This window comes from Microbacterium sp. GXF0217, from assembly GCF_054798195.1.
On record NZ_JBSJZG010000001.1, the window covers coordinates 397,671 to 422,871 of the forward strand.

A 25,201-nucleotide genomic window follows, 5' to 3' on the forward strand; every position below is an offset into this window, starting at 1 on the left:
GGATGGGAATCGGCTCCCCGGTCGCGGGGCCGATCGGAGATCAGTTCTCGTCTGGCTGAGTGAGGCGGGCTTCCTGCGCCCGGTACGACTCACTGAGGATGGCGGTGAACCCATTGATGCGGGCATCCATCTCGGCGAGCATGTCGTGACCGCGAGGGTCCTTGTTCATGAAGTGGGCAGCGACGAATCCGCCGATCACTCCGATCAGGAACCACAGCAGCTTCTTCATGACGATGTCCTTGCCCTCAATCCGCCCAGGCGCGGTGGTTCCATCGTATGCGGAAACGACGAGAGGCGTCGGGTATCCCCGACGCCTCTCTGAAGCTGTTTCGCAGTGAAGCGGATCAGCGAGCCGCGTAGTACTCGACGACGAGCTGCACTTCACAGGTCACGGGGACCTCGACGCGCTTCGGACGACGGACCAGGCGTGCCTGCAGCTTGTCGAGCTCGACCTCGAGGTAGCCCGGAACCGGGGGAAGCACCTCGGCGTGACCGCCGGCTGCCGCCACCTGGAAGGGCTCGGTGCCCTCGCTCTTGGCCTTGACGTGGATGAGCTGGCCCGGCTTCACGCGGAAGGACGGGCGGTCGACGAGCTGGCCGTCGACGAGGATGTGACGGTGCACGACCATCTGGCGCGCCTGTGCCGTGGTGCGGGCGAAGCCGGCACGGAGCACGAGGGCATCCAGACGCATCTCGAGCAGCTCGACCAGGTTCTCACCGGTCAGGCCGTCGCGACGACGAGCCTCGTTGAAGGTGTTGCGCATCTGCTTCTCGCGGATGCCGTACTGCTCGCGCAGACGCTGCTTCTCACGCAGACGGACGGCGTAGTCGCTGTCGGTCTTGCGCTTGGTGCGGCCGTGCTCGCCGGGAGCGTAGGGACGCTTCTCGAGGTAGCGGGCGGCCTTCGGGGTGAGCGGGATGCCGAGGGCACGGCTCAGACGGACCTTGCGGCGGTCCTGGGACTTCGTAACCACGAAGTACTTCCTTCCGATGACGTGGACGTGTCTTTCACGTCGCACGGGCGTATCTCCCGCGCTCTGCCTGCTCGCGCACGCCGGGGCGCTGAGAAGGTGGGGATGAACACGGGGATGCCCGAAAACACGGTTTCGAGCCGATCAAGTCTAACAGATCGCCCGCAGTGGATCAGCGATCGCCGAGGATGCGCCGGATCCGCTCCAGGCGCGCCGCGACATCGCGCTCGGCTCCGAGCGTCTTGGGGTTGTAGTAGCGCCGCCCGTCGAGCTCATCCGGCAGATACTGCTGGGGAACGACGCCGTGCTCGCTGTCGTGCGGGTATCGATAGCCCTTGCCGTGGCCGAGCCGTTTCGCACCGGGATAGTGCGCATCCCGCAGATGAACGGGCACGCGACCGAAGCCGCCGGCGCGAATGTCCGCGATCGCGGCATCGATGCCGACGTACGCGGCGTTCGACTTCGCCGTCGTCGCGAGATACACCGTCGCCTCGGCGAGCGGGATGCGTCCCTCCGGCATCCCGATGAAGGCCACCGCGTCCGCTGCGGCCGTGGCGATGACGAGCCCCTGGGGATCCGCCAGTCCGATGTCCTCCGCCGCCGAGATCACCAGCCGCCGGGCGATGAAGCGCGGGTCCTCCCCCGCTTCGATCATGCGCGCGAGGTAGTGCAGTGCGGCGTCGGGGTCCGATCCACGGATCGATTTGATGAAGGCGCTGATGACGTCGTAGTGCTCGTCGCCCTGGCGGTCGTAGCGCAGCAGCGCACGGTCGACGGCCTGCGCGACGTCGTCGTCTGTGAGGGTCGGGGACTCGTCCTGCGATCCGGATGCCGCGACCGCCGCCGCGGCTTCGAGACCGGTGAGCGCGCGTCTCGCATCGCCGGAGGCGAGACGGATGAGCGCGGCACGAGCGGGGTCGCTCAGGATCACCGCGCCGCGCAGACCGCGGGCGTCGGCGACCGCGCGGTCGACGAGTTCGCCGACCTCGTCGTCCGTGAGGGGCTGCAGCGTCAGCAGCAGCGACCGGGACAGCAGCGGCGAGATGACCGAGAACGACGGGTTCTCGGTCGTGGCGGCGATGAGAATGACCCAGCCGTTCTCGACACCGGGCAGCAGCGCATCCTGCTGGGCCTTGGTGAACCGGTGGATCTCGTCGAGGAACAGGATCGTCGTCTGGCCGTAGAGGTCGCGCTGGGTCACGGCTTCCTGCATGACCTCCCGCACGTCCTTCACTCCCGCGGTGATCGCGGAGAGCTCCACGAACCGCCGCCCCGAGGAGCGTGCGATCGCCTGGGCGAGAGTCGTCTTCCCCGTGCCGGGCGGCCCCCACAGGATGATCGACACGGCTCCGGGAGACGTCGCATCGGGGTCGGCCAGCGCGAGGATCGGGGATCCGGCACGCAGCAGATGCTTCTGCCCGGCGACCTCGTCGAGTGAGACCGGACGCATCCGCACCGCAAGCGGGGTCTGCCCTGACATCAGGGACGCGGATGAGCTCATGACTCCAGGCTAATGCGGGCGGCGGACACGCAGCCCCTGTGCGATGAGCACGCGCCGCCGCGGCCGGTAGGCTCGCAGGTGCTGCCACGACGGAGAAGAGGTCACCGATGGCCGGACGCAAGAACGCCCAGCGCGCCGATCACGAGCGCGCCCGCCTGTATGCCGCCCGCTCCCAGTGGCACGAGGGCCAGATCCGTCGGCGCGTGCGCGACAACACGATCGCGGGCATCGCCGGCGGCCTCATCGTCGTCGGCGCGATGGCGAGCCAGTTCGCGCATGCGCAGGTCACGACGCCCGAGCCGACGCCCACTCCAAGCCCGACGCAGTCCACCGCGCCGCTGGATCCGCTGCTGCCCAGCACGGTCCCCACACCGACGCCAACGGCACCCGCAGCGGAGTGATGCTCACCGTCGCCATCCGACGATGTGAGAACTTCGCACCACAGTCGTAACTTCTGCGGTCGGCCGCCGAAACGCGCCTCCGCCACGCTGGACGCAGCCTCGCCAGAGTGCTCCCGTCCCCCGTGGAGGTCCCGTGTCCTACATCAAACCTGCCGAGCTCGTCACCCGCATGGTCGACGCCGGCGCCTACAAGATGCAGCTGTCCACCCGCGACACGCTGATCCGCGCGTTCATGGGCGCGGCGATGCTGACGATCGCGGCCGCGTTCGCCGTGACCGTCTCGACCCAGACCGGGCAGCCGCTTCTCGGAGCGCTCCTGTTCCCCGTCGGGTTCGTCATGCTCTACCTGCTCGGCTACGACCTGCTGACCGGTGTGTTCACGCTCGGGCCGCTCGCCGTCATCGACCGCAGGCCGGGAGCGACCTTCGGCGCTCTCATGCGCAACTGGGGGCTCGTCTTCCTCGGCAACTTCGGCGGTGCCTTCCTGGTCGCGATCCTCATGGCGATCTACTTCACCTACGGGTTCTCCACCGAGCCGAGTGCCGTCGGAAACGCGATCAGCGAGATCGGCCACGGCCGTACGGTCGGGTACGCCGATCACGGCGCAGCCGGAATGCTGACGCTGTTCATCCGCGGCGTCCTGTGCAACTGGATGGTCTCCACCGGCGTCGTCCTCGCGATGGTCTCGGATTCGACCATCGGCAAGATCGTCGCGATGTGGATGCCGATCATGCTCTTCTTCTACATGGGCTTCGAGCACTCGATCGTCAACATGTTCCTGTTCCCGTCCGGCCTGCTGCTCGGCGCTGACTTCACCCTGTGGGACTACCTGGTCTGGAACGAGATCCCCACGGTCTTCGGAAACCTCGTCGGCGGACTGCTCTTCGTCGGACTCCCGCTGTACTTCACGCACGGTCGTCCGAAGGCGCGCAAGGCTCGTGCGGCCAAGCGCGCGAGCCGCGTCGCCGCGGCCGCTCCGCAGGAGCCTGTGCGCACGGATGCCGAGGCGACCGCTCCCGTGATCGACCGGGAGCCGGTCAAGGTCTCCTGATCCCGGAGTGCACAAAGGGCCGGGGCGCCATGGGCGCCCCGGCTCTTCTGCGTACTCGATCAGGTCGCGCGGAACCGATCGATGATGACGTCGGCCATCCGAGGGTCCGCGCCCAACGGTGCCGACACTACATCCGCGCCGGCCGCCTCGACGAGACCCGCGAAGTAACCCGGTGCCAGCACGTGGCTCGCTGCGATGACCCGGCGCGCTCCGGCATCCCGTGCGGTCTGCACCGCCTGTGGGATGCGGGGCTCGATGGCCGAGGCGTAGCCGATCGTCACCGGTGCGGGAATCAGGGTCGCGAGCCGATGGGCTGCGGCCTCGACGTCCGCGACGGCGGCCGGGTTGCTGGAACCTGCGGCGGCGAGGACGACGGCGTCGCCGTCGAGCCAGGTGCCGCCGATCGACGCGCGCAGGCGCGTCGCGAGGATCTGCGCGATGAGCGGATGCGTGCCGAGCGGATCGCCCTGGCGCGCTCCGGCATGGCGGCGCACGGCACCGGCGATGTCGACAGCGGTGTGGAAGCCGACGGAGAGGAGCAGCGGGACGACGACCACGTCATCGTGGGCGATCTCCTCGTCAACGACCGTCACGATGTCCGGCTCCTGCACGTCGACGAACGCCTGGACGACTCGCGTCTGCGGACTCCGTGCGCGGACCAGCTCGACGATCTCTTCGACGGTGCGGCGACCTTCGGGCGAATCCGTGCCGTGCGAGCAGGCGATGAGTGTGGTCATGAGTGTCACTCCTCCTGGACGGCGAGCCGGTAGCCTCGCTTGATCACGGTCTTGACGGCCTCGGGGCAGCCGAGAGCCTCGCGCAGGCGTGCGATGGACATCTCCACGGCGTGCGCGTTCTCTCCTCCGCGCGGCAGCACACGGCCGAGTTCTTCGCGCGAGAGCACGCGTCCGCCCGCGTCGAAGAGCGCTCCGAGCACGTTGGCCGATGCGCGGGACAGGGGGATGAACCGCCCGTCCAGCACGGCGCCGCCGCTTCGGACCTCGATCGTGCCCGCCACGGTCACCAGGGTCGGTGCCGCACCGTTCGCGTAGTGGTCGACGACGCAGCGCACCAGCGAGCCGAGGCGGCCGCGGACCGCCAGCGTGGTGCTCAGCCCTGCCTCGACGAGCGGCGTGGCGGTGACTGGGCCGACGGAGGCGAGCAGGAGGCGTCCGGTTGCCGCGCGATGACGGATCGCGTCGAGTCGCCCGCCGCGCTCAGCGGCCCTGATCCATTCCGCAGCTCCCGGGGCGGAGGTGAACAGCACCGCGTCGACTTCGCCGGTCGCCGCCTGCATCGCCGAACGGCTGACGATCTTGGGATCCGGTGGCGGCCCCCAGCGGTACACCGTGATGTTCACGGCATCCGCTCCGTGCGCGGTCATGAGCTCGTCCAAACCGTCGGATCCGGCACCGTGATGCTGGATCGCGATGCGCTTGCCGGCGACTCCGGCCTGGGTGAGGTACTCCCCCACCTCGGCCGCCGTCTCGGTCTCGGCGACCCAGTCGGCCACGAAACCGGCCTGCTGGATAGCGCCGTGCGCCTTGGGGCCTCTGGCCACGAACTGCGTGCCTCGGAAGGCCTCCGTGAGGTCGTCCACGAGCCCGTTCTCGTGCGCGGCATCCATCCACCCGCGGAATCCGACTCCGGTAGTGACGATCACGATGTCTGGCGGCTGATCGATGAGCTCGCGCGTGCGCTGGAGCAGCAGATCGTCGTCGGCGTTGGGCAGGATGGTCAGAGCCGGGGCGCGGTAGACCTGGGCGCCGCGGCGTTCGAGCGCGGTCGCGAGGTCGCCGGAGCGCCGATCGGCGGCGATCACCATCGTGCAGCCGGTCAGTACAGCATCGAGCGTGGGTCGTTCGGTCACGCCAGGGATGCCCCGATCCGCTCGGGTGCCGGCATGAGCAGGTCCGCCCGTGCCACGTCGCCGATCACGATCACCGCGGGGTTGCGGAGCGCGATCGCCTCGGCATCCCGCACCGCGAGTCCGAGAGTCGTCCGCGTCGTGCGCTGCTGCGGCGTGTGCCCGCTCTCCACGAACGCCACGGGACGGTCGGACGGGATGCCGTGGCGCAGCGCGGCGTCGACGATCCCGCCGAGGGCTGCGACGCCCATCAGCACGACTGTGGTCACAGAGTCATCCGCCATCGAATCCAGCGTACTGGCCGTGATGGGTCCCTGCCCGTTCACGACGTGGAAAGCCGACGCCGTGCCGCGATGGGTCACGGGGATTCCCGCCGCCTGCGGGACCGCGATCGCGCTGGACGGAGCAGGCACGACGTCGACGGGGATGCCGGCCGCATGGCACGCCTGCATCTCCTCACCACCACGACCGAAAACGAAGGGGTCGCCGCCCTTGAGACGCACGACACGCCGACCAGCGGCCGCGTGCGCGACGAGGATGCGATTGATCTCCTCCTGCGGGACCGTGTGGTTGCCAGGGCGCTTGCCCACGTCGATCACCTCGACGTCCGGATCGAGACCCTCAAGCACCTCGGCGGTCGGGCCCAGCCGGTCGGCGACGATCACGTCGGCCTCGGCGATGAGTCGTCGAGCGCGCACCGTCATGAGGTCGGCAGGACCCGGGCCACCGCCGACGAGATCGACGCGTCCTGCACCGCCGCTGCGGCGACGACGAAGAGGCAGCCTGCCGTTCGCCAGGAGGTCCCCGATCGCATCGCGCAGCGTGACCGAACGACGTGGATCAGCGCCCACGGCGCTCGTGACCGCGACCGTGATGTCACCGGCATCCACCTGTGCGGTCAGCCTCGCCGAGCCGTGCCCCCCGTCGCTCGCGTTCACGCACAGGACACGGAGCCGGTCGCAGCGCGCCGCGATGTCGCGGTCGACGCGCTGGTCGCCCGTGGCGGCATGGACGAGCCAGGCGCCGCGGAGATCCGCGGGCCGGAATCGTCCCTGCCTCCACGGGAGGTCATGGGCCTCGATGAGAGCTGCGGTCTCCGGGCTCAGCCCCGGCGCCACGATCCGCACCAGCGCGCCCTCGGCGAGGAACCGGCGCAGGCGACGTGCCGTCACAGCGCCGCCGCCGACGAGCAGGACATCGCGTCCGGCGAGCGTCACCCCGAGCATGAGCGTCATCGCAGCTCCTCGGAGTCGATGTAGACGGTGCCGTCCACCACCGTGACGGGCCAGACGCGCAGTGCGACCGGCGTTTTGCCCTGCGCCTCGAGGCACTCGCCGGTGCGCAGATCGAAGATCTGCTTGTGCATGGGCGAGGCGACCGTGGGGGCCTCGCCCTTCGAACCCACGATCCCGCGCGACATGACGTTCGCGCCGCTGAACGGATCGAAGTTGTCGAGGGCGTGCACGCTCCCGTCGGCGAGCAGGAACAGTGCGATCTGCGTGGTCCCGAACAGGGCAGCCCTCCCTCTCTCCACCTCGAGATCCGAGACGCCGCACACACGGATCAGTGTCTGCTGGTCTGCTGCGATGGTCATCGACGCACCTCCAGAGTCGTTCCTGCGATGAGCACGCCGCCCTCGGCGCGCTCCTGTGCGGTCGCGGGGCGGACCTGACCGCGCTCCGGGACGTAGGCGAGCGACGGATCAGGCGTGTCCGACGCGTTCACGAAGGACTCGAACCGCCGCAGCTTCTCCGGGTCCTTCAGCGTCGCGGCCCACTCGTCCTCGTACCGGTCGACGTGCGACGTCATCGCGGCGTCCAGGTCGGCGCAGATGCCGAGGCTGTCGTCGAAGATGACCTCGCGGAGTCCGTCCAGACCGCCCTCGAGCTCCTCGCACCAGCCCGCAGTGCGCTGCAGACGATCGGCGGTGCGGATGTAGTACATGAAGAACCGGTCGATGGCGCGGATAAGGCCCTCATCGTCCAGATCGGACGCGAGCAGTTCAGCGTGACGCGGCGAGAACCCGCCGTTGCCGCCGACGTACATGTTCCAGCCGGTCTCCGTGGCGATCACGCCGACATCCTTGCCCCTGGCCTCGGCGCACTCTCGTGCACAGCCCGAGACGCCGATCTTCAGCTTGTGCGGTGAGCGAAGGCCGCGGTAGCGCAGCTCGAGGCGGACGGCCATGCCGACCGAATCGAGCACTCCGTAGCGGCACCACGTCGAGCCGACGCAGGACTTCACGGTTCGCAGCGCCTTGCCGTAGGCCTGGCCGGACTCGAAGCCGGCATCCACCAGGCGCTGCCAGATCTCGGGCAGCTGCTCCAGTCGCGCCCCGAACATGTCGATGCGCTGCCCGCCGGTGAGCTTCGTGTAGAGCCCGTAGTCGTCGGCGATGCGCCCGATCGCGATGAGACCCTGCGGGGTGACCTCGCCACCGGGCATGCGCGGCACGACGGAGTAAGTGCCGTCCTTCTGCATGTTGGCCATCACGTGGTCGTTGGTGTCCTGCAGCGCCGCGTTCTCGCCGGCGAGCACATGTTCGCCCACGAGCACCGCGAGGATGCTGGCGAGTGCCGGCTTGCAGACATCGCAGCCGCGGCCTCGGCCGAAGCGCGCGATGACCGTGCTGAACGTCGTGAGGCCGGAGACGCGGACCGCGTCGAACAACTGACGACGCGACATGTCGAAGTGCTCGCACAGAGCGTTGGACGCGGTCTGACCGAGCTTCGCGAGCTCCTGCCCGACGATCTTCTTGACGCTGAAGATGCACGAGCCGCAGGTCGCGCCGGCCTTGGTGCAGGCTTTGACGGCCCCGGCATCCGCGCAGCCCTCCTCATGCACCGCCTGCCGGATGCGCCCGGCCGACACGTTGGAGCAGGAGCACACCACCGCGGCATCCGGCAGCTCGCCGGTGGGAGCTTCCACACCGCCCTCGGGCATCAGGTACGCCGCAGGGTCTGCTCCGAGGGGTGCGCCGACGAGCGGGCGCAGCGAGCCGTAGGCGGAGGCGTCGCCCACGAGGATGCCGCCGAGCAGCGTCTTCGCGTCATCGGAGAGAACGAGCTTCTTGTACACACCGGCGACCGGGTCGGCGTAGACCACGTCGAGCGCATTCGGGGTCGTCGCCATGGCGTCGCCGAAGCTCGCGACGTCGACGCCCGAGAGCTTGAGCTTCGCCGACTCGTCGTAGCCGGGGAAGGTCGCATCGCCTCCGAGCAGTCGGGTCGCGGCCACCTCCGCCATGGCGTAGCCGGGAGCGACGAGTCCGACCGAGCGCCCGTCGTAGTTCGCGACCTCTCCGATCGCGAGGATGTGCTCATCCGCCGTCCGGCAGCGATCATCGATCAGCACGCCGCCGGTCGGGTGGACGGCCAGTTGCGCGATGCGGGCGAGTTCGTCACGGGGGCGCACACCGACTGTGAAGACGACGATGTCCGCGGCGTGCATGCTGCCGTCCTGGAACTGCAGCTGAGTGACGGAACCTGAGGCATCGGGGTCCAGGCGCGTCGTGCGGCTCTGCGTGCGCACAGCGATGCCGCGGGACTCGATGAGCCGACGGAGCATCGTGCCGCCGGCGAGATCGAGCTGCGCGGACATCAGCCGGTCGGAGGACTGCACGACGGTGCACTCGACCTCCAGGCCCTGCAGTGCGCCGGCGGCTTCCAATCCGAGCAGCCCGCCGCCGATCACGGCGCCGCGTAGGGGGCGACCGAGCTCGGCCGTCCGGCGGGCGACGAATTCGCGCATCCGGGTGACGTCGTCGAGGGTGCGATAGACGAAGCATCCGGGCAGGTCGGAGCCGTCGACGGCGACGCGCGCCGCGTACGAACCGGTCGCGAGCACCAGGGTGCCGTAGCCGTAGTCGAGACCGGAGCGCGTCCGGACGGTGCGGGCGCGACGGTCGATGCCGGTCACGCGGTCGCCGCCGATCAGCCGCACGCGCTCGTCGTCGAGCACCTGGGGGTCGAGCGTGAGGTCCTCCGGCGTCGCGCCGGCGAAGAACGACGTGAGACCGACCCGGTCGTACGGGGCGCGCCCCTCGTCGCCGATGACGGTGACCGTGAGGTTCTCATCGGTGCGGGTGAGCAGGCTCTCCACGAAGCGGTGCGCGACCATGCCTGCGCCCACGACGAGCACATCGGACGATGATGCTGTTCGGTCTCTCACGGTGCCTCCTGTGTTCGGTGCTCCCGAAGCTAGATCGGCGGTGTTTCGCGCAGTGTTCGATGCCCGTTACGCGCTTCGAACGATCCGCTCACAAATCCGTAACGAACATGTGAGGCCGGCAGGCTGAGCCGGAAGCCGAGCGGCGGCGCCGCGCATACTAGGCTGAACACCGTCCCTTCCACCTCCCGCGGGATGACCGCGCAAGGAGCACCATCGTGTCTGCCACCGAATCGGAATCGCCGAAGCCGACTCCCCCTGTCCCCGCCCCGCCGCGCGTGCCCGGTCCGCCGCGCGTCGCTGTCGCGCCCGCCGCGCCCTCTGCGCCGACGATCGCCGGCGCAGCCGATTGGGGTCGCGTCACCGAGGACGGCACCGTCGAAGTGCGCGAAGGCGAAGACTGGCGCGTCGTCGGGCAGTACCCGGATGCGTCCGGCGATGAGGCGATCGCCTACTTCGTCCGCAAGTTCGAGGACATCGCCTTCAAGATCACCACGCTCGAGCAGCGGCACGCGGCCGGTGGCGCCGCAGCGGGCGAACTGACCGCACAGGCGTCGCATCTCGTCGCAGAGGTGACGGATGCCGCGGCCGTCGGCGATCTCGCCGGCCTGCGCGAGCGCCTCGACGTGCTGACGGCGTCGCTGGCCGAGGCCACCGCACAGGAGGCCGAGCAGGCCAAGGAGCTTCTCGACCAGGCGATCGCCGAGCGCACCGTTCTGGTGGAGCGCATCGAAGCCATCGCCGCCGGCGACCTGACCAAGGCGCACTGGAAGCAGGTCACCGCCGAGGTGACCGAGCTCTTCGACGCATGGCAGGCGCAGCAGCAGAACGGCCCGCGTCTGCCGAAGTCCGTCTCGCAGCAGCTGTGGAAGCGATTCCGCGATGCCAGGGCGACGATCGACCGCCAGCGTCGCGCGTTCTACGCCGAGCTGGATGAGACGCACAAGGCCGCTCGCGACGTCAAGGCACGGCTGGTCGAGCGTGCCGAGGCACTCGCGCCGCGGGGTGTCGACGGCATCCCTTCGTACCGCGCCCTGCTCGACGAGTGGAAGGCTGCGGGTCGCGCCGGCCGCAAGGTCGACGACGCGCTGTGGGCTCGGTTCAAGGCCGCAGGCGACGCGCTCTACGCCGCCCGTGCAGAGCAGAGCGCAGCCGATGAGGCCGACTCCGCACCCAAGATCGAGGCCCGCACCGCGCTGCTCGTGGAGGCCAAGGCCGTCGCCGATGAGCCGAACATCAAGCGTGCTCGGGCCCTGCTCACGAACATCCAGCGGCAGTGGGATGAGGTCGGGCGGATCTTCCCGCGCGATAAGGAACGCGCACTGGATGACAAGCTGCGCGTCATCGAGCAGGCGCTGAAGGCCCGCGAGGACGTCGACTGGAAGAAGAACGATCCGGAGACGAAGGCGCGCGTCGGCGACATGAGCCAGCAGCTGGTCGACGCGATCGAGAAGCTCGAAGCCGAGAAGGCCGCAGCCGAGAAGGCCGGCAACAAGAAGGCGGCGGCCGAGGCTGCTGAGGCCCTCGAGGCACGTCGCACCTGGCTCAACGCGCTCGGCGGCTGACCGGACCACCGCGTTATCCACAGAAGCCGCCCTCCGATGATTCCGGAGGGCGGCTTCGTGCATGCTGTGGGACATGCACCCGACACTGATCTACGGAGCGGACGGTCCCCTCTCCGAAGCGGAGCTGCGCGCCCTGCGCCTGGACGGGCTGCTGTTCGACGTCGGCGGCGCGTTTCTTCCCGCCGATGTCCCTGAAACGGCCGAGGTGCGCGCGCTGTCGCTCGCTGTCCATCTGCGCGACGAGTACGTGGTGTCCGGAGCCACCGCTGCATGGGTGCACGGGGCGGGCGATGCGCGGCCGCGACGCTGCCATGTGCGGCCGCACGTCGCGCGTCGACTGCGCGCGTCAGCCGACACCGATGTCGTGCTGCACGACGGGGTGGTCCCGGCATCCGAGATCCAGCTCTTCGTCGGCGTCCGGGTCCTCACCGTGCCGGCCGCCCTCGTCGACCTCGCGCGGGTGCGCGGGGCGGGACCAGCCGACGGGTGGCTGACCGGACTGCTAGCCCTCGATCCGAGCCAGGCCTCGCCCGCAGTCGAACTGCTGCGTGCGCGGGATCGTCTGCCCGGAAAGCGGCAGGCGATCGCAGCGATCGAGTCGGCTTACGAAGAGGTGACGCGGTAGACGTCGTAGACCGCGTCGATGCGACGCACGGCGTTGAGGACGCGATCCAGATGCACGGCGTCCCCCATCTCGAACACGAACCGGCTGAGCGCGAGGCGCTCGTCGGTCGTCTGCACGGTCGCAGACAGGATGTTGACGTGGTGCTCGCTGAGCACGCGAGTGACGTCGGACAGAAGACCGGAGCGATCGAGCGCCTCGACCTGGATCTGCACGCGGAACACGCTCTTCGAGGTCGGGCCCCACTCGACCTCGACGAAGCGCTGCTCGTCTCCGCTGAGCGCCTTCACGTTCACGCAGTCGGTGCGGTGCACGGACACGCCGCTTCCGCGGGTGACGAAGCCGACGATCGCGTCGCCCGGCACGGGGGTGCAGCACTTCGCGAGCTTGACCAGGATGTCGGAGGCGCCGCGAACGAGCACGCCGGAGTCCCCCGCCCGCGGCTCTCGGGACGGGACGACCGGGATCGTGATCGCACCCGTGCTCGTATCGGCAGCGGCGACCAGCGCCGTGACCTTCTCGATCACGGACTGCGTGGAGACGTGCCCCTCGCCGACCGCGGCGTACAGCGCCGAGACGTCCTCGAAGTGCAGCTGACGGGCGAGCTCGGAGAACGACTCCTGGCTCATCAGACGCTGCAGCGGCAGGTTCTGACGACGCATCGCGCGGGCGATGGCCTCCTTGCCCTGTTCGATCGCCTCTTCCCGGCGCTCCTTCGTGAACCAGCCGCGGATCTTGTTGCGGGCGCGGGTGCTCTTGACGAAGCTGAGCCAGTCCTGGCTGGGCCCGGCATCCGGATTCTTGGATGTGAAGACCTCGACCACATCACCGCTCGTCAGCACCGACTCCAGCGGGACGAGGCGGCCGTTGACCTTGGCGCCCATCGTGCGGTGGCCGATCTCGGTATGCACGGCGTACGCGAAGTCCACGGGCGTCGCACCGGCGGGCAGTCCGATCACGCGGCCCTTGGGCGTGAAGACGTAGACCTCCTTGGCGCCGATCTCGAACCGGAGCGAATCCAGGAACTCGCCGGGGTCGGCGGTCTCCGCCTGCCAGTCCGAGATGTGCGCGAGCCACGCCATGTCGGTGTCGGAGGCGCGCAGCTCGGCCTTGCCGCCGTTCATACGCTCCTTGTACATCCAGTGGGCCGCGACGCCGAACTCGGCCTGCTGGTGCATCTCGTGCGTACGGATCTGGATCTCCACGGTACGGCCGCTCGGGCCGATCACGGTCGTGTGCAACGACTGATAGAGATTGAACTTGGGCGTGGCGATGTAATCCTTGAAGCGCCCGGGCAGCGGCGTCCAGCGCGCGTGGATCGCACCGAGCACGGCGTAGCAGTCGCGCACGGAGTTCACGAGGACGCGGATGCCGATGAGGTCGTAGATGTCGTCGAACTCGCGGCCGCGGATGACCATCTTCTGGTACACCGAGTACAGCTGCTTCGGGCGGCCGACGACCTTGCCCCGGATGCGGAGATCCCGCAGATCCTGGTCGATCGCCTCGATCACCTGACCCAGGTACTTCTCGCGCTGCGGAGTGCGCTGAGCGATCAGGCTGTTGATCTCGGCGTAGATCTTCGGGTGCAGTACGGCGAACGAGAGATCCTCGAGCTCGCTCTTGATCGCCTGGATTCCGAGGCGGTGCGCCAGCGGCGCATAGATCTCGAGCGTCTCCTTGGCCTTCTTCGCAGCCTTCTCCGGCGGGACGAAGCCCCACGTGCGCGCGTTGTGCAGGCGGTCGGCGAGCTTGATGAGCAGCACGCGGATGTCCTTCGACATCGCCACGATCATCTTGCGCACGGTCTCGGCCTGAGCGCTCTCGCCGTACTTGACCTTGTCGAGCTTGGTCACGCCGTCGACGAGCATCGCGACCTCGTCGCCGAACTCGGCGGTCAGCTCGCTCAGGGCGTAGCCAGTGTCCTCGACCGTGTCGTGCAGCAGCGCTGCCGCGATCGCCCGAGGCCCGAGGCCGAGTTCGGCCAGGATCTGGGCGACGGCGAGCGGATGCGTGATGTACGGCTCACCGCTCTGCCGCTTCTGCCCGGTGTGCTTCTCCTTCGCCACCGCGTACGCGCGATCGATGATCGCGAGGTCGCCCTTGGGGTGGTTCGCCCGCACCGTGCGGTTGAGCATGTCGAGATCGTCGACGCGAGGCGCGCGCGAGAAGATGCGGGGCACGAGTCGTCTCAGACTGGATCCCTGCGCCTGCGTGTTCGCCTCCGCCATGGCCTACCTCCTGGGCTCTGCAATCCTACGCGCCCGGGAGCGACCCCGGCCCCACCGTGATGCGTCAGACACTCTCGACAGCGCGCTCGCGTGCGTCGAGGATGCGGGCGTCGCGCTCAGCGAGCGCCGGCTCCTTCTCGCGGAACAGCGAGTACAGCGGAGCTGCCACGAACAGCGTGGAGTATGTCGCCACCAGGATGCCGATGAAGATCGACAGCGAGATGTCCGTGAGCGTCTCCGCGCCGAGCCAGAAGGCGCCGATGAAGAGGATCGCACCGACCGGCAGCGCCGCGACGATGGACGTGTTGATCGAGCGGACCAGCGTCTGGTTCACCGCGAGGTTCACCGACTCTCCGAACGTGCGAGCCGATTTCTCGCCGTCCTCTGTGGTGTTCTCCCTGATCTTGTCGAACACGACGGTCGTGTCGTACAGCGAGTACGCCAGGATCGTGAGGAAGCCGATCACCGCGGCAGGAGAGATCTCGAAGCCGGCGAGCGAGTAGATCCCGACCGTGATGATCAGCACATCGACGAGGCCCAGGATGGCTGCGGCGGACATCTTCCAGGTGCGGAAGTAGATCGCGAGGATCAGGAAGGTCAGCGCGAGGAAGATCGCCAGACCCCACAGCGACTGCCGCGTGACGTTCTCGCCCCAGGCCGGACCGATGAACGAGGACGTGACCTCGCTCGGCTCGACGCCGTAGGCATCGGCGAGAGCGCCGGCGACCTGCTGGGTCTCCTCTGAGCTCATCTGTGAGGTCTGGACACGGACGTCCGTGCCGCCGATGACCGCCACCTTCGTCGTCGCCTCGGGGACGATCTCGTGCACGGCGTCGGTAGCGAGGCCCTGGTCCGTGGACTCGGGGGCGGCCACCGTGAACTGCGACCCACCGGTGAACTCGATCGAGAACTGCGGCGGGCGGATGAACAGCACGAGGATGGATCCGACCACGAGGGCGATGGCGATCCAGAACCAGAGCACGCGCCTTCCCACGAAGGGGAACGACGTCTTGCCCGTGTAGAGGTTGTTTCCGAACTCATTCATGGAGAACATCAGTGCTCGCCCTCGTTTCCGGTCGTGCTCGTCGAATCGGTGGCGGACAGCGCCTCGGCGCGCTTGCGTTCGGCGATCGTCTGACGGCGATCCGCCTCGGAGCGCGAACGAGCGTTCTTGGCGGCTCGACCGGTGCTCGCGGTGGATACCTCGCGGTACTGCACACGGGTGCGGTAGACAGCGCCGAGGCTCTCCGGGTCGAGCCCGGACAGCTTGTGGCCCTCGCCGAAGAACTTCGTGCGCGCCAGCAGCTGCATGACGGGGTGCGTGAAGATCACGAAGATGAACACGTCGATGAGTGTCGTGAGGCCGAGCGTGAACGCGAAGCCCTTCACCGTGGCATCCGCGAGGATGTACAGCACGACGGCGGCGAGGATGTTGATCGACTTCGAGATGTAGATGGTGCGCTTCGCGCGGCCCCAGCCGTCCTCGACCGCCGAGGTGACGGATTTGCCGTCTCTGAGCTCGTCTCTGATGCGTTCGAAGTAGACGATGAACGAGTCGGCGGTGAAGCCGATGGACACGATCAGACCCGCGACGCCGGCGAGCGAAAGGCGGTAGCCGATGCGCCACGCCAGGATGCAGATGATGATGTACGTCAGCACCGCCATGACGGCGATCGACGCGATGATCACCCAGCCGAGGGCGCGGTAGCTGAGCAGCGAGTAGAGCGCGACCAGGACGAGGCCGATGAGGCCGGCGATGAGACCGATCTGCAGCTGCTGGGTGCCGAGCGTGGCGGAGACGGTGTCGGTGCTCTCGACCGTGAAGCTCAGCGGCAGCGCGCCGTACTTGAGCTGATCGGCGAGTGCCTGTGCGCTCTCCTGATCGAAGCTGCCGGAGATGCTGGGCCGCCCGTCGAGGATCACGCCGTTCATCTGCGGAGCGGAGATGACCTTGCCATCCAGCACGAACGCGAACTGGTCGCGCGGCGACAGGTTGTCGAGCTTGTTCTGGTAGAGGCGCTGGCTGATCTCGCCGAAGACGCTCGCGCCGTCGTCGTCGAGGTCGAGCTGCACGAGCCACGCGCCGCTCTGCGGGTCGCGGCCGCTGGTCGCATCGTCGATCGCGGTGCCGTCGAGCTCCTGCGGACCGAGGATGTACTTCACCGAACCGAGGTCGTCGCAGGTGATCAGAGGCTGATCCGACGGCGCGTTGGCCGGGTCGTTCTGGGGGTTCGCGCAGTCGTAGGCCAGGAACTCCTGCTGGAGCCTCTCGGTGACCCAGGACAGATCGCTGGAGTCTGTCGGCTCGACGCTCGGTGTGGCGTTCGCCGCGGGATCGGGCGACGGGTACGGGGTCGCGTTGCCGTCCTCGCCGGTGAACTCCGTCGCTGCCGCGCTGGTGTAGATCACGGGGCGTAGCTCGAGCTGGGCTGCGGACTGGATGCGCTCGCGCGTCTCCGCGTCGGCCTCGCCGGGGATCTGGACGACGATGTTGCGGCCGCCCTCGGTCGTGATGTCCGACTCGGCGACGCCGGACGCGTCGACACGCTGGCGGATGATGTCCGCCGCCTGGTCGAGCTGCTCCTGCGTCGGATCGGAGCCGTCCTCCGTGACCGCGCTCAGGATGATCTGCGTCCCGCCCTGGAGGTCGAGCGCGAGCTCAGGCGTCCACGAGCTCTGCTTGACCCCGTAGACGCCGATCGCGTTGATTCCGAAGAGGGCGGCCGTCACCAGGAGCAGGCCGAGAAGGACTCGCCATGCATGACGAGTCGGAGTGGAGGATGCCACGTGGGTCGCGCTTTCTGAGAAGGCCGGCGGGGAGGGTGTGCGTGCTCGCTGCGATGCTACTTGGCGTCGGCGTCGCCCTCGAGGCGCGCGCGCGTCTGCTCGGGCGTCTCGACCGTGAGCGGTGGGAGCTCATCGGAGAGGGCATCCGTCGTGACGTCCTCATCCGCGGTCTCGGACTCGGACTCGTCCTCGACGTCGTCCTCAGCATCGTCCGTCGGGTCGACGACCCGCAGGATCGCCTGGCTGTGCACCTCGACGACCGCACCGGGGGCCAGCTCGATCTGCGCCGGCTGGTCGAGGTTCTCAGGGTCGAACGAGACCACCGTGCCGTACAGACCGCCCTGCAGCAGAACCTTGGCGCCGGGAACCGTCTTCTGCGCCTTCTCCTCCTGCTCGGCCTTCATCTGCTTGTTGCGCTTGCGCGTGTTGATCACCATGAAGATGACGAGAACAGCAAGAAGACCGAACAGCATGATTTCCATCAGGAGGAACCTTTCCGGGGCGCACGCGCCAGAGCGTGCAGAAGTGGGGGGATCGGGTGAAGTCTCCAGCGATTATAAGTCATCGAACAATGCGGACCCGTCCGGGTGAACGATGCCGAGGTGCGCATACGCCTCGGGCATCGCCACGCGACCGCGTGGTGTCCGTCCCAGGAATCCGATGCGCACCAGGTACGGTTCGACGACGCTTTCGACGGTCTCGGCCTCCTCGCCGACCGCGACCGCGAGCGTGCTGAGGCCGACCGGTCCCCCGCGGAAACGACGGACGAGCGTGTCCAGGACAGCGCGGTCCAGCCGATCGAGTCCGATGGGGTCGACGTCGTAGAGCTCGAGCGCAGCGCGCACATCCGCCAGCGACGCCTGGTTTCCGGCACCGTGCACGAGTGCGTAGTCGCGGACGCGGCGCAGCAGCCGGTTCGCGATCCGGGGCGTGCCGCGGGAGCGACGGGCGATCTCGGCGAGGGCGTCATCCGGGAGGCGGACATCCAGCACGAGGGCCGACCGGGCGATGACCCGCTCCAGATCGGACTCGTCGTAGAACTCGAGGTGGCCGGTGAATCCGAAGCGGTCGCGCAGCGGGTTGGGCAGCAGCCCGGATCTGGTCGTCGCGCCGACGAGCGTGAACGGCGCCAGATCCAGAGGGATGCTGGTGGCTCCAGCACCCTTGCCGACCATGATGTCGATGCGGAAGTCCTCCATCGCGAGGTAGAGCATCTCCTCGGCGGAGCGCGCCATGCGGTGGATCTCGTCGATGAAGAGCACCTCGCCGGGGACGAGACTCGACAGCAGCGCCGCGAGGTCGCCGGCGTGCTGGATCGCCGGTCCGCTGCTCAGCCGCAGCGGGCGATCGCTCTCGTGCGCCACGATCATCGCCAGTGTCGTCTTGCCGAGGCCAGGGGGCCCGGCGAGCAGGATGTGGTCTGCCGGGCGCTGCTGGATGCGCGCCGCCTCCAGCAGCAGCTGCAGCTGCCCTCTCACCTTCGGCTGGCCGACGAACTCGCCGAGGCTCGTGGGGCGCAGCGCACCCTCGATCGCGAGCTCGATCTCGTCCTGCGGTTCTGCGGCGTCGCGGGCGTCTCCGGCGTCAGCCACGGGATCCGCCCTGAGCCGGTCCGAGCAGGGCGAGCGTGCGGCGCAGGAGAGCCGGCACCGACGTCCGCTCCGCTTCGCTGGCCTCCTCGATCGTCTTCGCGGCCGCTTCGACGGCGACCTTCTCCGACCACCCGAGACCCACCAGCGCTGCGGTCACCTGATCGGCGACATCCGGGGCGGCCGTCGTCGCGCGCGCCCCAGGGGCCGGTGCGTGCACCTTGCCGGCGAGCTGCAGGACGATGAGCTTCGCCGTCTTCTGCCCGATGCCGGAGACTCGTCGGAAGGGCGCGTCGTCCTCGGCCGTCACGGCAACGGCGATCTGGTCGACGGTGAGGTGCGAGAGTACCCCGAGAGCGGACTTGGGTCCGACGCCGGTGACGCCGAGCAGCAGACCGAAGATCTCCAGTTCGTCGCGCTCGGCGAAGCCGAACAGGCTCAGCGAGTCCTCGCGCACGATCAGGCTGGTGTGCAGCTGCAGCCGTTCCCCGACACGCGCCGTGTGGGCGACATCAGCCGGCACGGCAACGGAGAAGCCGACTCCCCCGACCTCGATGACGACCTGATCGGATGCGGCATGCAGGACGACGCCATGCAGGGAGGAGATCATGCGTCCAGCCTACGAGAGACATCGTAGTTATGTTCGAGCGACACGCTCGGCCTCCGCCCACGCGCGCTGAGCCGGCGTGAGATCGCCCCGCCCCGCCCCGGCTCCGACGTCGCGGCGCCAGGCGTGACAGAGAGCGATGGCGAGAGCATCCGCGGCATCGGCGGGCTGCGGCGGCGCATCCAGCCGCAGGATGCGCGCGATCATCGACTGGACCTGTCTCTTGTCCGCTGACCCGTACCCGGTCACCGCCGCCTTGACCTCGCTCGGCGTGTGCGTCGCCGCCGGAAGCCCCGCCTCGGCGGCGATGAGCAGGGCGACGCCGCTCGCCTGAGCCGTGCCCATCACGGTGTGACTGTTGTGCTGAGCGAACACCCGCTCGACCGCCACGGCGTCCGGCCCGTAGGTCGCGACGACCTCGCGGATGCCGGCGGCCACGGCCGCGAGGCGTTCGCCGATCGGCGCGTCGGGCGGAGTGCGGACGACACCGACATGGACGAGGCTCGCGCGGCGCGATCGGGACACGTCGACGACACCGACACCGCAGCGGGTGAGGCCGGGGTCGATCCCGAGTACGCGAATCGTCGAGGAGGTCACTGCCCCAGGCTATGCGCGCCGCAGACGCCGACCGCGGCGGCGCGCCCTACTAAGCGCCCCAGCCAATCGCCGATTGGGCGCGATCCATGAACGCCGACTTCGCGCGGGTGTAGTCGTCGTAGTCCGGCGCATCGGCGTAGTCGGCGGCGAGTTCGCGCTTGATCGTCTCGTACTCCCCGCGCGCCGCGACATCCGAACGCAGCCAGTCCCGGAACGACCGGACGAAATCGGCGAAGGGCGAATCCGCTCGCCGCACGTGCAGGATCACCCCGTCGACACCGGCGGAGGAATCAGTGAGGTCGGCGTAGAACAGGATCTTCTCGTGCCGATCGCTCGAGCATCCGGGACGCGGGACGTCGGCATGCACCCCCGGAGAGTCGGGCCGCGAGCCGAGGGCCCTGACGAAACCGGATCCGCGCAGCGCCGCCTCGAGCGCCGACGGCGCCGGGAGCTCGGTCACGAGCAGTTGCAGATCAAGGAACGGCTTCGCTGCGAGCCCCGGCACCGATGTGGAGCCGATGTGCTCGATCGTGGTCGGCCCGGCCGCAGACGAGACCGCGGCGCTCACCCGCACCATCCACTCGTCCGCGAGCGCGGGCCACGACGGATCGTAGGCGACGATCTGCGGCGCCGTCACGCGTGCTTACTCGTCGTCGTTCGCGAGCTCGGCCTGAACATCCGCCGTCAGGTCGAAGTTGCTGAACACGTTCTGGACGTCCTCGCTGTCCTCGAGCGCGTCGATCAGACGGAAGATCTTGCGGGCCGTGTCCGCGTCGATCTCGACCTTGAGGTTCGGGACGAACTCGACGTCGGCGGATTCGTATTCGATGCCTGCATCGACGAGCGCGCTGCGGACCGAGACGAGGTCGGTGGCCTCCGTGACGATCTCGAAGCCCTCGGCGTGCGGCTCGATCTCCTCGGCACCCGCCTCCAGCGCCGCCATCATCACGTCGTCCTCGGTGGCGCCTTCGGAGCTGACCACGATGACGCCCTTGCGGCTGAAGTTGTAGGCGACGCTGCCCGGGTCGGCGAGCGTGCCGCCGTTACGGCTCAGCGCGGTGCGCACCTCGGCGGCGGCGCGGTTCTTGTTGTCCGTCAGACACTCGATCATGAGGGCGACACCATTGGGTCCGTAGCCTTCGTACATGATCGAGGTGTACTCGACGGCTTCGCCGCCGATGCCGGCGCCGCGCTTGATGGCGCGATCGATGTTGTCCTTCGGAACCGAGGTCTTCTTCGCCTTCAGCACCGCATCGAACAGGGTCGGGTTGCCCTGAAGGTCAGCACCGCCCAGCTTCGCGGCGACCTCGATGTTCTTGATGAGCTTCGCCCACGACTTCGCGCGCTTGGCGTCGATCGCAGCCTTCTTGTGCTTCGTGGTGGCCCATTTGGAATGCCCGGACATATGACTCCCGCTCGTTCTCGCGTTTCGCGCGCCTCAGTCTACGCGTTCGGCACTGCGCCGATCAGCCGTGGATGCTGGATCGCCCTGATCTCTGTCGCATGAGGTCGATCACCGGGTCCGCGGGCAGCTGCAGCGGCTCGTCCATGGCGGCATCCGGTTTCCATCGATCCCAGCCCTCATCGTGCAGCCAGAATCCGTCGGTGGTGAAGTCGCGGCAGGCGTGCTCGGCGAGCACGCGCACGGCATCGGCCTGCTCCGCGGTGAAGCGCCCCTGCGTCACGGCGGCTTCGAGCTCATCGGCATCCTTCAACCAGATGTCCTCCGAACCAGGATGCTCGAGATCGATCACGAGATCGAGCACGAGGTCTCGGGTGAAGACGCCGGGCAGGTCGCCCGCGACCCGTCGGTGCGGAAGCTCGATGTTCACGTACGCGCCGGCGGGGGTGCCGTCCGGGTTGCGGAAGTACCAGATCGACCACGGCCGCCCGGCGGGAGCCACTCTCACGATGCCCTGGCCGCGCCAGGTGGACTCCCTGGTGACCCAGGGCACGCTGAACCTCTCGTCCAGCGGCACCTCGCGCGTGCTCCGCCCGTCGGCCGGGACGGACTCGAGGCGAGCGGAGCCGGAGGCGATCCACACGACGAGACCGCGCTCGTCATCGCGGATCACGCGTGCGGTCTCGACATAGCGGCCGTAGCGCCAGAGGATCGGATCGCCGGCCGTGAACACGGGTGCATCTTCTCCGGCGACTACTGCGTCGGCGAACGCCGGATCGATGTGGGCGTCCCGGATGCCAGCCGTCTCGAGCAGCGCGACCGCGTCCTCCAGCGACGATCCGCTGGTCGAGATCGGCTGCCATCCCTCGCCGCGCCGGCCGATGAGAACGGCGTTGCCGCCGCTGGTGCTGACATCTCTGGACCCGATCGGCAGACGCATGCCGGCCAGACTATGCGCGGCGTGCGCGGACGTGCGCGAGGAACCGCCGGTGGAACCGATCCTCGCCGGTCATCTCGGGGTGGAACGAGGTGCCGAGCAGAACTCCCTGCTCGACCGCCACGACTGCGCCGTCCGGCAGCACGCCGATCGCGCGTGCGTGCGCACCGATACTGTCGATCACGGGTGCCCGGATGAACGTCGCCTCCACCGGCGCGTCGAATCCGTCGATGTCGAGGGAGGTCTCGAAGGACTCGCTCTGCCGCCCGAAGGCGTTCCGGCGCACGACGATGTCAAGCCCGCCGAACGTCTGCTGATCCTCCGTGCCGTCCAGCACGGCGTCCGCGAGCAGGATCAACCCGGCGCACGTGCCGTAGACCGGCATCCCGTCGGCGATGCGCGCACGCAGCGGGTCCGCGAGCCCGAAGGCGCGCGCGAGCTTGTCGATCACGGTCGACTCGCCGCCGGGGAGGACGATTCCGTCGACGGCGGCGAGCTCTTCCGGCCGGCGCACCGGCGTCACCAGAGCGCCCAGGCTCTCCAGGACTTGCACGTGCTCGCGCACGTCGCCCTGGAGGGCGAGGACGCCGACGCGGCGGCTACCAGCCACGCTCGGCCAGGCGGTGCGGCGCCGGCAAGTCGGACACGTTGATGCCGACCATCGCCTCGCCGAGTCCACGGGAGACCTCGGCGATGACCTTCGGGTCGTCGAAGAAGGTCGTCGCCTTCACGATCGCCTTGGCGCGCTCGGCCGGGTTGCCGGACTTGAAGATGCCGGAGCCGACGAACACCCCGTCTGCTCCGAGCTGCATCATCATCGCGGCGTCCGCGGGGGTGGCGACGCCGCCGGCGACGAACAGGACGACCGGGAGCTTGCCGGTCTCAGCGATCTCGGCGACCAGCTCGTACGGCGCCTGCAGCTCTTTCGCGGCGACGAACAGCTCGTCCTTGGGCAGAGCCGTGAGGCCCGCGATCTCACCGCGGATCCTGCGGATGTGCTTCATGGCCTCGGACACGTCGCCCGTGCCCGCTTCGCCCTTGGAGCGGATCATCGCCGCCCCCTCGGTGATGCGGCGGAGCGCCTCACCGAGGTGGGTCGCGCCGCAGACGAACGGCACCGTGAAGCCGTACTTGTCGATGTGGTTGACGTAGTCGGCGGGCGACAGGACCTCGGATTCGTCGATGTAGTCGACACCGAGCTCCTGCAGCACCTGCGCCTCGACGAAGTGTCCGATCCGCGCTTTCGCCATCACGGGGATCGAGACGGCGTCGATGATGCTGTCGATCATGTCGGGGTCGCTCATGCGCGAGACGCCGCCCTGAGCGCGGATGTCCGCCGGCACGCGCTCGAGGGCCATGACGGCCACCGCGCCGGCGTCCTCGGCGATCTTGGCCTGCTCCGCCGTGACGACGTCCATGATGACGCCGCCCTTCAGCATCTCTGCGAGGCCGCGCTTGACGCGCCCGGTTCCGCTGGCGACTGGCTGGGACATCGGGTTTCCCTTCGATGAGGTCAATGATCCGTTTGATCTATGCCAAAAGATAGCACTGTCGCAGGACGAACTAGACTCATGTGTCGATGGGTGACACGAACGAACAGATCACCGGCGCGACGGCCGCCGAGATCGCCGCCAGCGTGCGAGGGATGCGCGATCGCGGCGTGCTTCGCGGCGGCGACGTGCTGCCTCCCGTCCGCGAGCTCGCCGAGCGCCTCGGCATCAACCGCAACACCGCGGTCGCCGCGTACCGCCAGCTCTCCCAGGCCGGTCTCGTTCAGACCAGAGGGCGCGCCGGGACGGTGATCACCGGGCGCGCACCCGCCGCGCAGGACGGCTACGCGGCTGACACGGTGCTCAGGGACGTCGGCACCGGCAACCCCGATCCGGCTCTCATCCCCGATCCCTCCCCCGTGCTCGCATCGTTCGGCGGACGTCCCGTGCTGTACGGCGAGCCCGTGATCGACCCAGGGCTGGATGCCTGGGCACGCGAATGGATGGGCGCGGCTCTCCCGGGCGCCGAGTTCCGCATCACCATCACCAGCGGGGCCGTGGATGCCGTCGAGCGACTGCTCGCTCAGGCTCTGACGCGCGATGACGCGGTGGCGCTGGAGGACCCGTGCTTCCTCGCCAGCATCCACACCGTCCGTCTCGGCGGGTACCGGGCGGTCCCCGTGCCGGTGGACGACGAGGGCATGACGGTCGACGGTCTGCGAGCCGCGCTCGACGCCGGAGTGCGCGCCGTGATCTGCACCCCGAGAGCTCAGAACCCGACGGGCGCTCGCCTGAGTCCTGCGCGCGCGGCGGCTCTTCGCGCTGTGCTGGCCGATCACCCGTACGTCCTGCTCATCGAGGACGACCACTTCTCGATGCTCTCGCCGCACCCGTACGAGTCGCTCATCAGCGCCGATCACCAGCGCTTCGCTCTGATCCGCAGCGTGTCGAAGTTCCTGGGTCCGGACATGTGCCTCGCGGTCGCCGCCACAGACCCGGAGACGTCGGCCCGCCTGGCAGAGCGCCTCAGCCCTGGGACGACCTGGGTCAGCCATCTGCTGCAGCGGCTCGTGCTCGGTCTCGTCACGGATGCCGCAGTGCAGAAGCAGATCGCCGAGGCCGGCCGCCATTACACGACGCGCAACGGCGAGTTCGCCGATCGACTCCGCGAGCACGGTCTGCACGCCACCCAGGGCGACGGCATGAACCTCTGGGTCGAGCTGCCCGAACAGGCATCCGTCGTGTCCGAGCGCATGATGCGCCGCGGCTGGCTCGTCCGCACCGGGGACGCGTTCCGGCTGTCCGACAAGGCCGCCCCGTCGCATCATCTGCGACTCACCGTCCACGATCTCACCGCCGAGGAGGGCGATGCTCTGCTCGCCGACCTCGTCTCCGCCACCCGTTGATCCCGAAAGAAGC

25 protein-coding genes are annotated in these 25,201 nt (G+C 68.8%); 5 read left to right on the forward strand and 20 right to left on the reverse strand.

From position 1 onward, the window contains the following. Positions 1–40 precede the first annotated feature (40 nt). From ACWAT3_RS02005 to ACWAT3_RS02015, 3 genes are all read right to left on the reverse strand, one after another. Positions 41–229, reverse strand: a complete 189-nt coding sequence (locus ACWAT3_RS02005; protein WP_460795460.1) for a hypothetical protein — start codon at positions 227–229, stop codon at positions 41–43. A gap of 115 nt (positions 230–344) precedes the next feature. After that, the gene (gene rpsD / locus ACWAT3_RS02010) at positions 345–974 is read right to left on the reverse strand and encodes a 30S ribosomal protein S4 (RefSeq protein ID WP_460795462.1); all 630 of its coding nucleotides are present in this window, start codon (positions 972–974) and stop codon (positions 345–347) included. A gap of 169 nt (positions 975–1,143) precedes the next feature. Next, the gene (locus ACWAT3_RS02015; protein ID WP_460795464.1) at positions 1,144–2,472 is read right to left on the reverse strand and encodes a replication-associated recombination protein A; all 1,329 of its coding nucleotides are present in this window, start codon (positions 2,470–2,472) and stop codon (positions 1,144–1,146) included. A gap of 107 nt (positions 2,473–2,579) precedes the next feature. Between ACWAT3_RS02015 and ACWAT3_RS02020 the strand changes: the two genes are divergently transcribed. Continuing rightward, complete coding sequence (locus tag ACWAT3_RS02020; RefSeq protein WP_460795466.1) at positions 2,580–2,873, forward strand: hypothetical protein; 294 nt, start codon at positions 2,580–2,582, stop codon at positions 2,871–2,873. Positions 2,874–3,006: 133 nt separating this feature from the next. Continuing rightward, the gene (locus ACWAT3_RS02025; RefSeq protein ID WP_460795468.1) at positions 3,007–3,924 is read left to right on the forward strand and encodes a formate/nitrite transporter family protein; all 918 of its coding nucleotides are present in this window, start codon (positions 3,007–3,009) and stop codon (positions 3,922–3,924) included. Positions 3,925–3,983: 59 nt separating this feature from the next. Here ACWAT3_RS02025 and ACWAT3_RS02030 read toward each other — a convergent pair whose 3' ends face one another. The 5 genes from ACWAT3_RS02030 to nirB are packed head-to-tail and all read right to left on the reverse strand — an operon-like array spanning position 3,984 to position 9,961. Next, positions 3,984–4,661: a sirohydrochlorin chelatase gene (locus ACWAT3_RS02030; RefSeq protein ID WP_460795469.1), complete on the reverse strand. Its 678-nt coding sequence runs from the start codon at positions 4,659–4,661 to the stop codon at positions 3,984–3,986. Positions 4,662–4,666: 5 nt separating this feature from the next. Then, positions 4,667–5,749 carry a uroporphyrinogen-III synthase gene (locus ACWAT3_RS02035; protein ID WP_460795863.1) on the reverse strand — a complete coding sequence of 361 codons (1,083 nt, stop codon included), beginning with the start codon at positions 5,747–5,749 and terminating at the stop codon, positions 4,667–4,669. A gap of 41 nt (positions 5,750–5,790) precedes the next feature. Then, on the reverse strand, positions 5,791–7,026 hold the full coding sequence (gene cobA, locus ACWAT3_RS02040) for a uroporphyrinogen-III C-methyltransferase (RefSeq protein ID WP_460795471.1): 1,236 nt from the start codon (positions 7,024–7,026) through the stop codon (positions 5,791–5,793). Beyond that, positions 7,023–7,385 (reverse strand): nitrite reductase small subunit NirD, encoded by a 363-nt coding sequence (gene nirD / locus ACWAT3_RS02045; protein ID WP_460795473.1) that lies wholly within the window; start codon positions 7,383–7,385, stop codon positions 7,023–7,025. The genes cobA and nirD overlap by 4 nt, the downstream gene beginning before the upstream one ends. Next, positions 7,382–9,961, reverse strand: a complete 2,580-nt coding sequence (gene nirB / locus ACWAT3_RS02050) for a nitrite reductase large subunit NirB (RefSeq protein WP_460795475.1) — start codon at positions 9,959–9,961, stop codon at positions 7,382–7,384. Before nirB ends, nirD begins: the two co-directional genes overlap by 4 nt. Before the next feature lie 215 nt (positions 9,962–10,176). Between nirB and ACWAT3_RS02055 the strand changes: the two genes are divergently transcribed. Together ACWAT3_RS02055 and ACWAT3_RS02060 are read left to right on the forward strand one after the other, a co-directional pair. Continuing rightward, positions 10,177–11,523: a DUF349 domain-containing protein gene (locus ACWAT3_RS02055; protein WP_460795476.1), complete on the forward strand. Its 1,347-nt coding sequence runs from the start codon at positions 10,177–10,179 to the stop codon at positions 11,521–11,523. Positions 11,524–11,596: 73 nt separating this feature from the next. Next, on the forward strand, positions 11,597–12,148 hold the full coding sequence (locus tag ACWAT3_RS02060) for a type IV toxin-antitoxin system AbiEi family antitoxin (RefSeq protein ID WP_460795478.1): 552 nt from the start codon (positions 11,597–11,599) through the stop codon (positions 12,146–12,148). Here the strand turns inward: ACWAT3_RS02060 and ACWAT3_RS02065 are convergent. The 12 genes from ACWAT3_RS02065 to pdxS form a co-directional block, all read right to left on the reverse strand. Further along, positions 12,127–14,373, reverse strand: a complete 2,247-nt coding sequence (locus ACWAT3_RS02065; protein WP_460795479.1) for a RelA/SpoT family protein — start codon at positions 14,371–14,373, stop codon at positions 12,127–12,129. The two genes, ACWAT3_RS02060 and ACWAT3_RS02065, sit on opposite strands and share 22 nt — an antisense overlap. Positions 14,374–14,437: 64 nt before the next feature. Continuing rightward, the gene (gene secF, locus ACWAT3_RS02070; protein WP_460795481.1) at positions 14,438–15,427 is read right to left on the reverse strand and encodes a protein translocase subunit SecF; all 990 of its coding nucleotides are present in this window, start codon (positions 15,425–15,427) and stop codon (positions 14,438–14,440) included. Then, on the reverse strand, positions 15,427–17,160 hold the full coding sequence (gene secD / locus ACWAT3_RS02075; RefSeq protein ID WP_460795483.1) for a protein translocase subunit SecD: 1,734 nt from the start codon (positions 17,158–17,160) through the stop codon (positions 15,427–15,429). Before secD ends, secF begins: the two co-directional genes overlap by 1 nt. Before the next feature lie 56 nt (positions 17,161–17,216). After that, positions 17,217–17,642 (reverse strand): preprotein translocase subunit YajC, encoded by a 426-nt coding sequence (locus ACWAT3_RS02080; protein ID WP_460795484.1) that lies wholly within the window; start codon positions 17,640–17,642, stop codon positions 17,217–17,219. Positions 17,643–17,714: 72 nt separating this feature from the next. Beyond that, a complete protein-coding gene (gene ruvB, locus ACWAT3_RS02085) occupies positions 17,715–18,752 on the reverse strand; it encodes a Holliday junction branch migration DNA helicase RuvB (RefSeq protein WP_460795487.1) in 1,038 nt (345 codons plus the stop codon). After that, the gene (gene ruvA / locus ACWAT3_RS02090; RefSeq protein ID WP_460795489.1) at positions 18,745–19,359 is read right to left on the reverse strand and encodes a Holliday junction branch migration protein RuvA; all 615 of its coding nucleotides are present in this window, start codon (positions 19,357–19,359) and stop codon (positions 18,745–18,747) included. The genes ruvB and ruvA overlap by 8 nt, the downstream gene beginning before the upstream one ends. Positions 19,360–19,386: 27 nt before the next feature. Then, a complete protein-coding gene (gene ruvC / locus ACWAT3_RS02095) occupies positions 19,387–19,953 on the reverse strand; it encodes a crossover junction endodeoxyribonuclease RuvC (RefSeq protein WP_460795490.1) in 567 nt (188 codons plus the stop codon). A 49-nt stretch (positions 19,954–20,002) separates the two neighbouring features. Continuing rightward, positions 20,003–20,590 carry a GrpB family protein gene (locus ACWAT3_RS02100; RefSeq protein ID WP_460795492.1) on the reverse strand — a complete coding sequence of 196 codons (588 nt, stop codon included), beginning with the start codon at positions 20,588–20,590 and terminating at the stop codon, positions 20,003–20,005. Positions 20,591–20,596: 6 nt separating this feature from the next. Further along, on the reverse strand, positions 20,597–21,358 hold the full coding sequence (locus ACWAT3_RS02105) for a YebC/PmpR family DNA-binding transcriptional regulator (protein ID WP_460795494.1): 762 nt from the start codon (positions 21,356–21,358) through the stop codon (positions 20,597–20,599). A gap of 61 nt (positions 21,359–21,419) precedes the next feature. Further along, positions 21,420–22,295 carry a DUF402 domain-containing protein gene (locus ACWAT3_RS02110; RefSeq protein WP_460795496.1) on the reverse strand — a complete coding sequence of 292 codons (876 nt, stop codon included), beginning with the start codon at positions 22,293–22,295 and terminating at the stop codon, positions 21,420–21,422. 10 nt (positions 22,296–22,305) lie between these two features. Beyond that, positions 22,306–22,902, reverse strand: a complete 597-nt coding sequence (gene pdxT / locus ACWAT3_RS02115; protein ID WP_460795498.1) for a pyridoxal 5'-phosphate synthase glutaminase subunit PdxT — start codon at positions 22,900–22,902, stop codon at positions 22,306–22,308. After that, entirely contained in the window at positions 22,892–23,785 is an 894-nt protein-coding gene (gene pdxS / locus ACWAT3_RS02120; protein ID WP_460795500.1) for a pyridoxal 5'-phosphate synthase lyase subunit PdxS, read from the reverse strand. Before pdxS ends, pdxT begins: the two co-directional genes overlap by 11 nt. Positions 23,786–23,871: 86 nt before the next feature. Between pdxS and ACWAT3_RS02125 the strand changes: the two genes are divergently transcribed. Next, entirely contained in the window at positions 23,872–25,188 is a 1,317-nt protein-coding gene (locus ACWAT3_RS02125) for an aminotransferase class I/II-fold pyridoxal phosphate-dependent enzyme (RefSeq protein ID WP_460795502.1), read from the forward strand. Positions 25,189–25,201 lie beyond the last annotated feature (13 nt).

Excerpts from the sequence above, each read along its gene's own strand:
- ACWAT3_RS02005 (WP_460795460.1), bottom strand. The coding sequence starts at position 229 with ATGAAGAAGCTGCTGTGGTTCCTGATCGGAGTGATCGGCGGATTCGTC.
- ACWAT3_RS02015 (WP_460795464.1), bottom strand. The coding sequence starts at position 2,472 with ATGAGCTCATCCGCGTCCCTGATGTCAGGGCAGACCCCGCTTGCGGTG.
- ACWAT3_RS02020 (WP_460795466.1), top strand. The coding sequence starts at position 2,580 with ATGGCCGGACGCAAGAACGCCCAGCGCGCCGATCACGAGCGCGCCCGC.
- ACWAT3_RS02030 (WP_460795469.1), bottom strand. The coding sequence starts at position 4,661 with ATGACCACACTCATCGCCTGCTCGCACGGCACGGATTCGCCCGAAGGT.
- ACWAT3_RS02035 (WP_460795863.1), bottom strand. The coding sequence starts at position 5,749 with ATGGTGATCGCCGCCGATCGGCGCTCCGGCGACCTCGCGACCGCGCTC.
- cobA (WP_460795471.1), bottom strand. The coding sequence starts at position 7,026 with ATGACGCTCATGCTCGGGGTGACGCTCGCCGGACGCGATGTCCTGCTC.
- nirD (WP_460795473.1), bottom strand. The coding sequence starts at position 7,385 with ATGACCATCGCAGCAGACCAGCAGACACTGATCCGTGTGTGCGGCGTC.
- ACWAT3_RS02060 (WP_460795478.1), top strand. The coding sequence starts at position 11,597 with ATGCACCCGACACTGATCTACGGAGCGGACGGTCCCCTCTCCGAAGCG.
- ACWAT3_RS02065 (WP_460795479.1), bottom strand. The coding sequence starts at position 14,373 with ATGGCGGAGGCGAACACGCAGGCGCAGGGATCCAGTCTGAGACGACTC.
- secF (WP_460795481.1), bottom strand. The coding sequence starts at position 15,427 with ATGTTCTCCATGAATGAGTTCGGAAACAACCTCTACACGGGCAAGACG.
- ACWAT3_RS02080 (WP_460795484.1), bottom strand. The coding sequence starts at position 17,642 with ATGGAAATCATGCTGTTCGGTCTTCTTGCTGTTCTCGTCATCTTCATG.
- ruvA (WP_460795489.1), bottom strand. The coding sequence starts at position 19,359 with ATGATCTCCTCCCTGCATGGCGTCGTCCTGCATGCCGCATCCGATCAG.
- ACWAT3_RS02105 (WP_460795494.1), bottom strand. The coding sequence starts at position 21,358 with ATGTCCGGGCATTCCAAATGGGCCACCACGAAGCACAAGAAGGCTGCG.
- ACWAT3_RS02110 (WP_460795496.1), bottom strand. The coding sequence starts at position 22,295 with ATGCGTCTGCCGATCGGGTCCAGAGATGTCAGCACCAGCGGCGGCAAC.
- pdxS (WP_460795500.1), bottom strand. The coding sequence starts at position 23,785 with ATGTCCCAGCCAGTCGCCAGCGGAACCGGGCGCGTCAAGCGCGGCCTC.
- ACWAT3_RS02125 (WP_460795502.1), top strand. The coding sequence starts at position 23,872 with ATGGGTGACACGAACGAACAGATCACCGGCGCGACGGCCGCCGAGATC.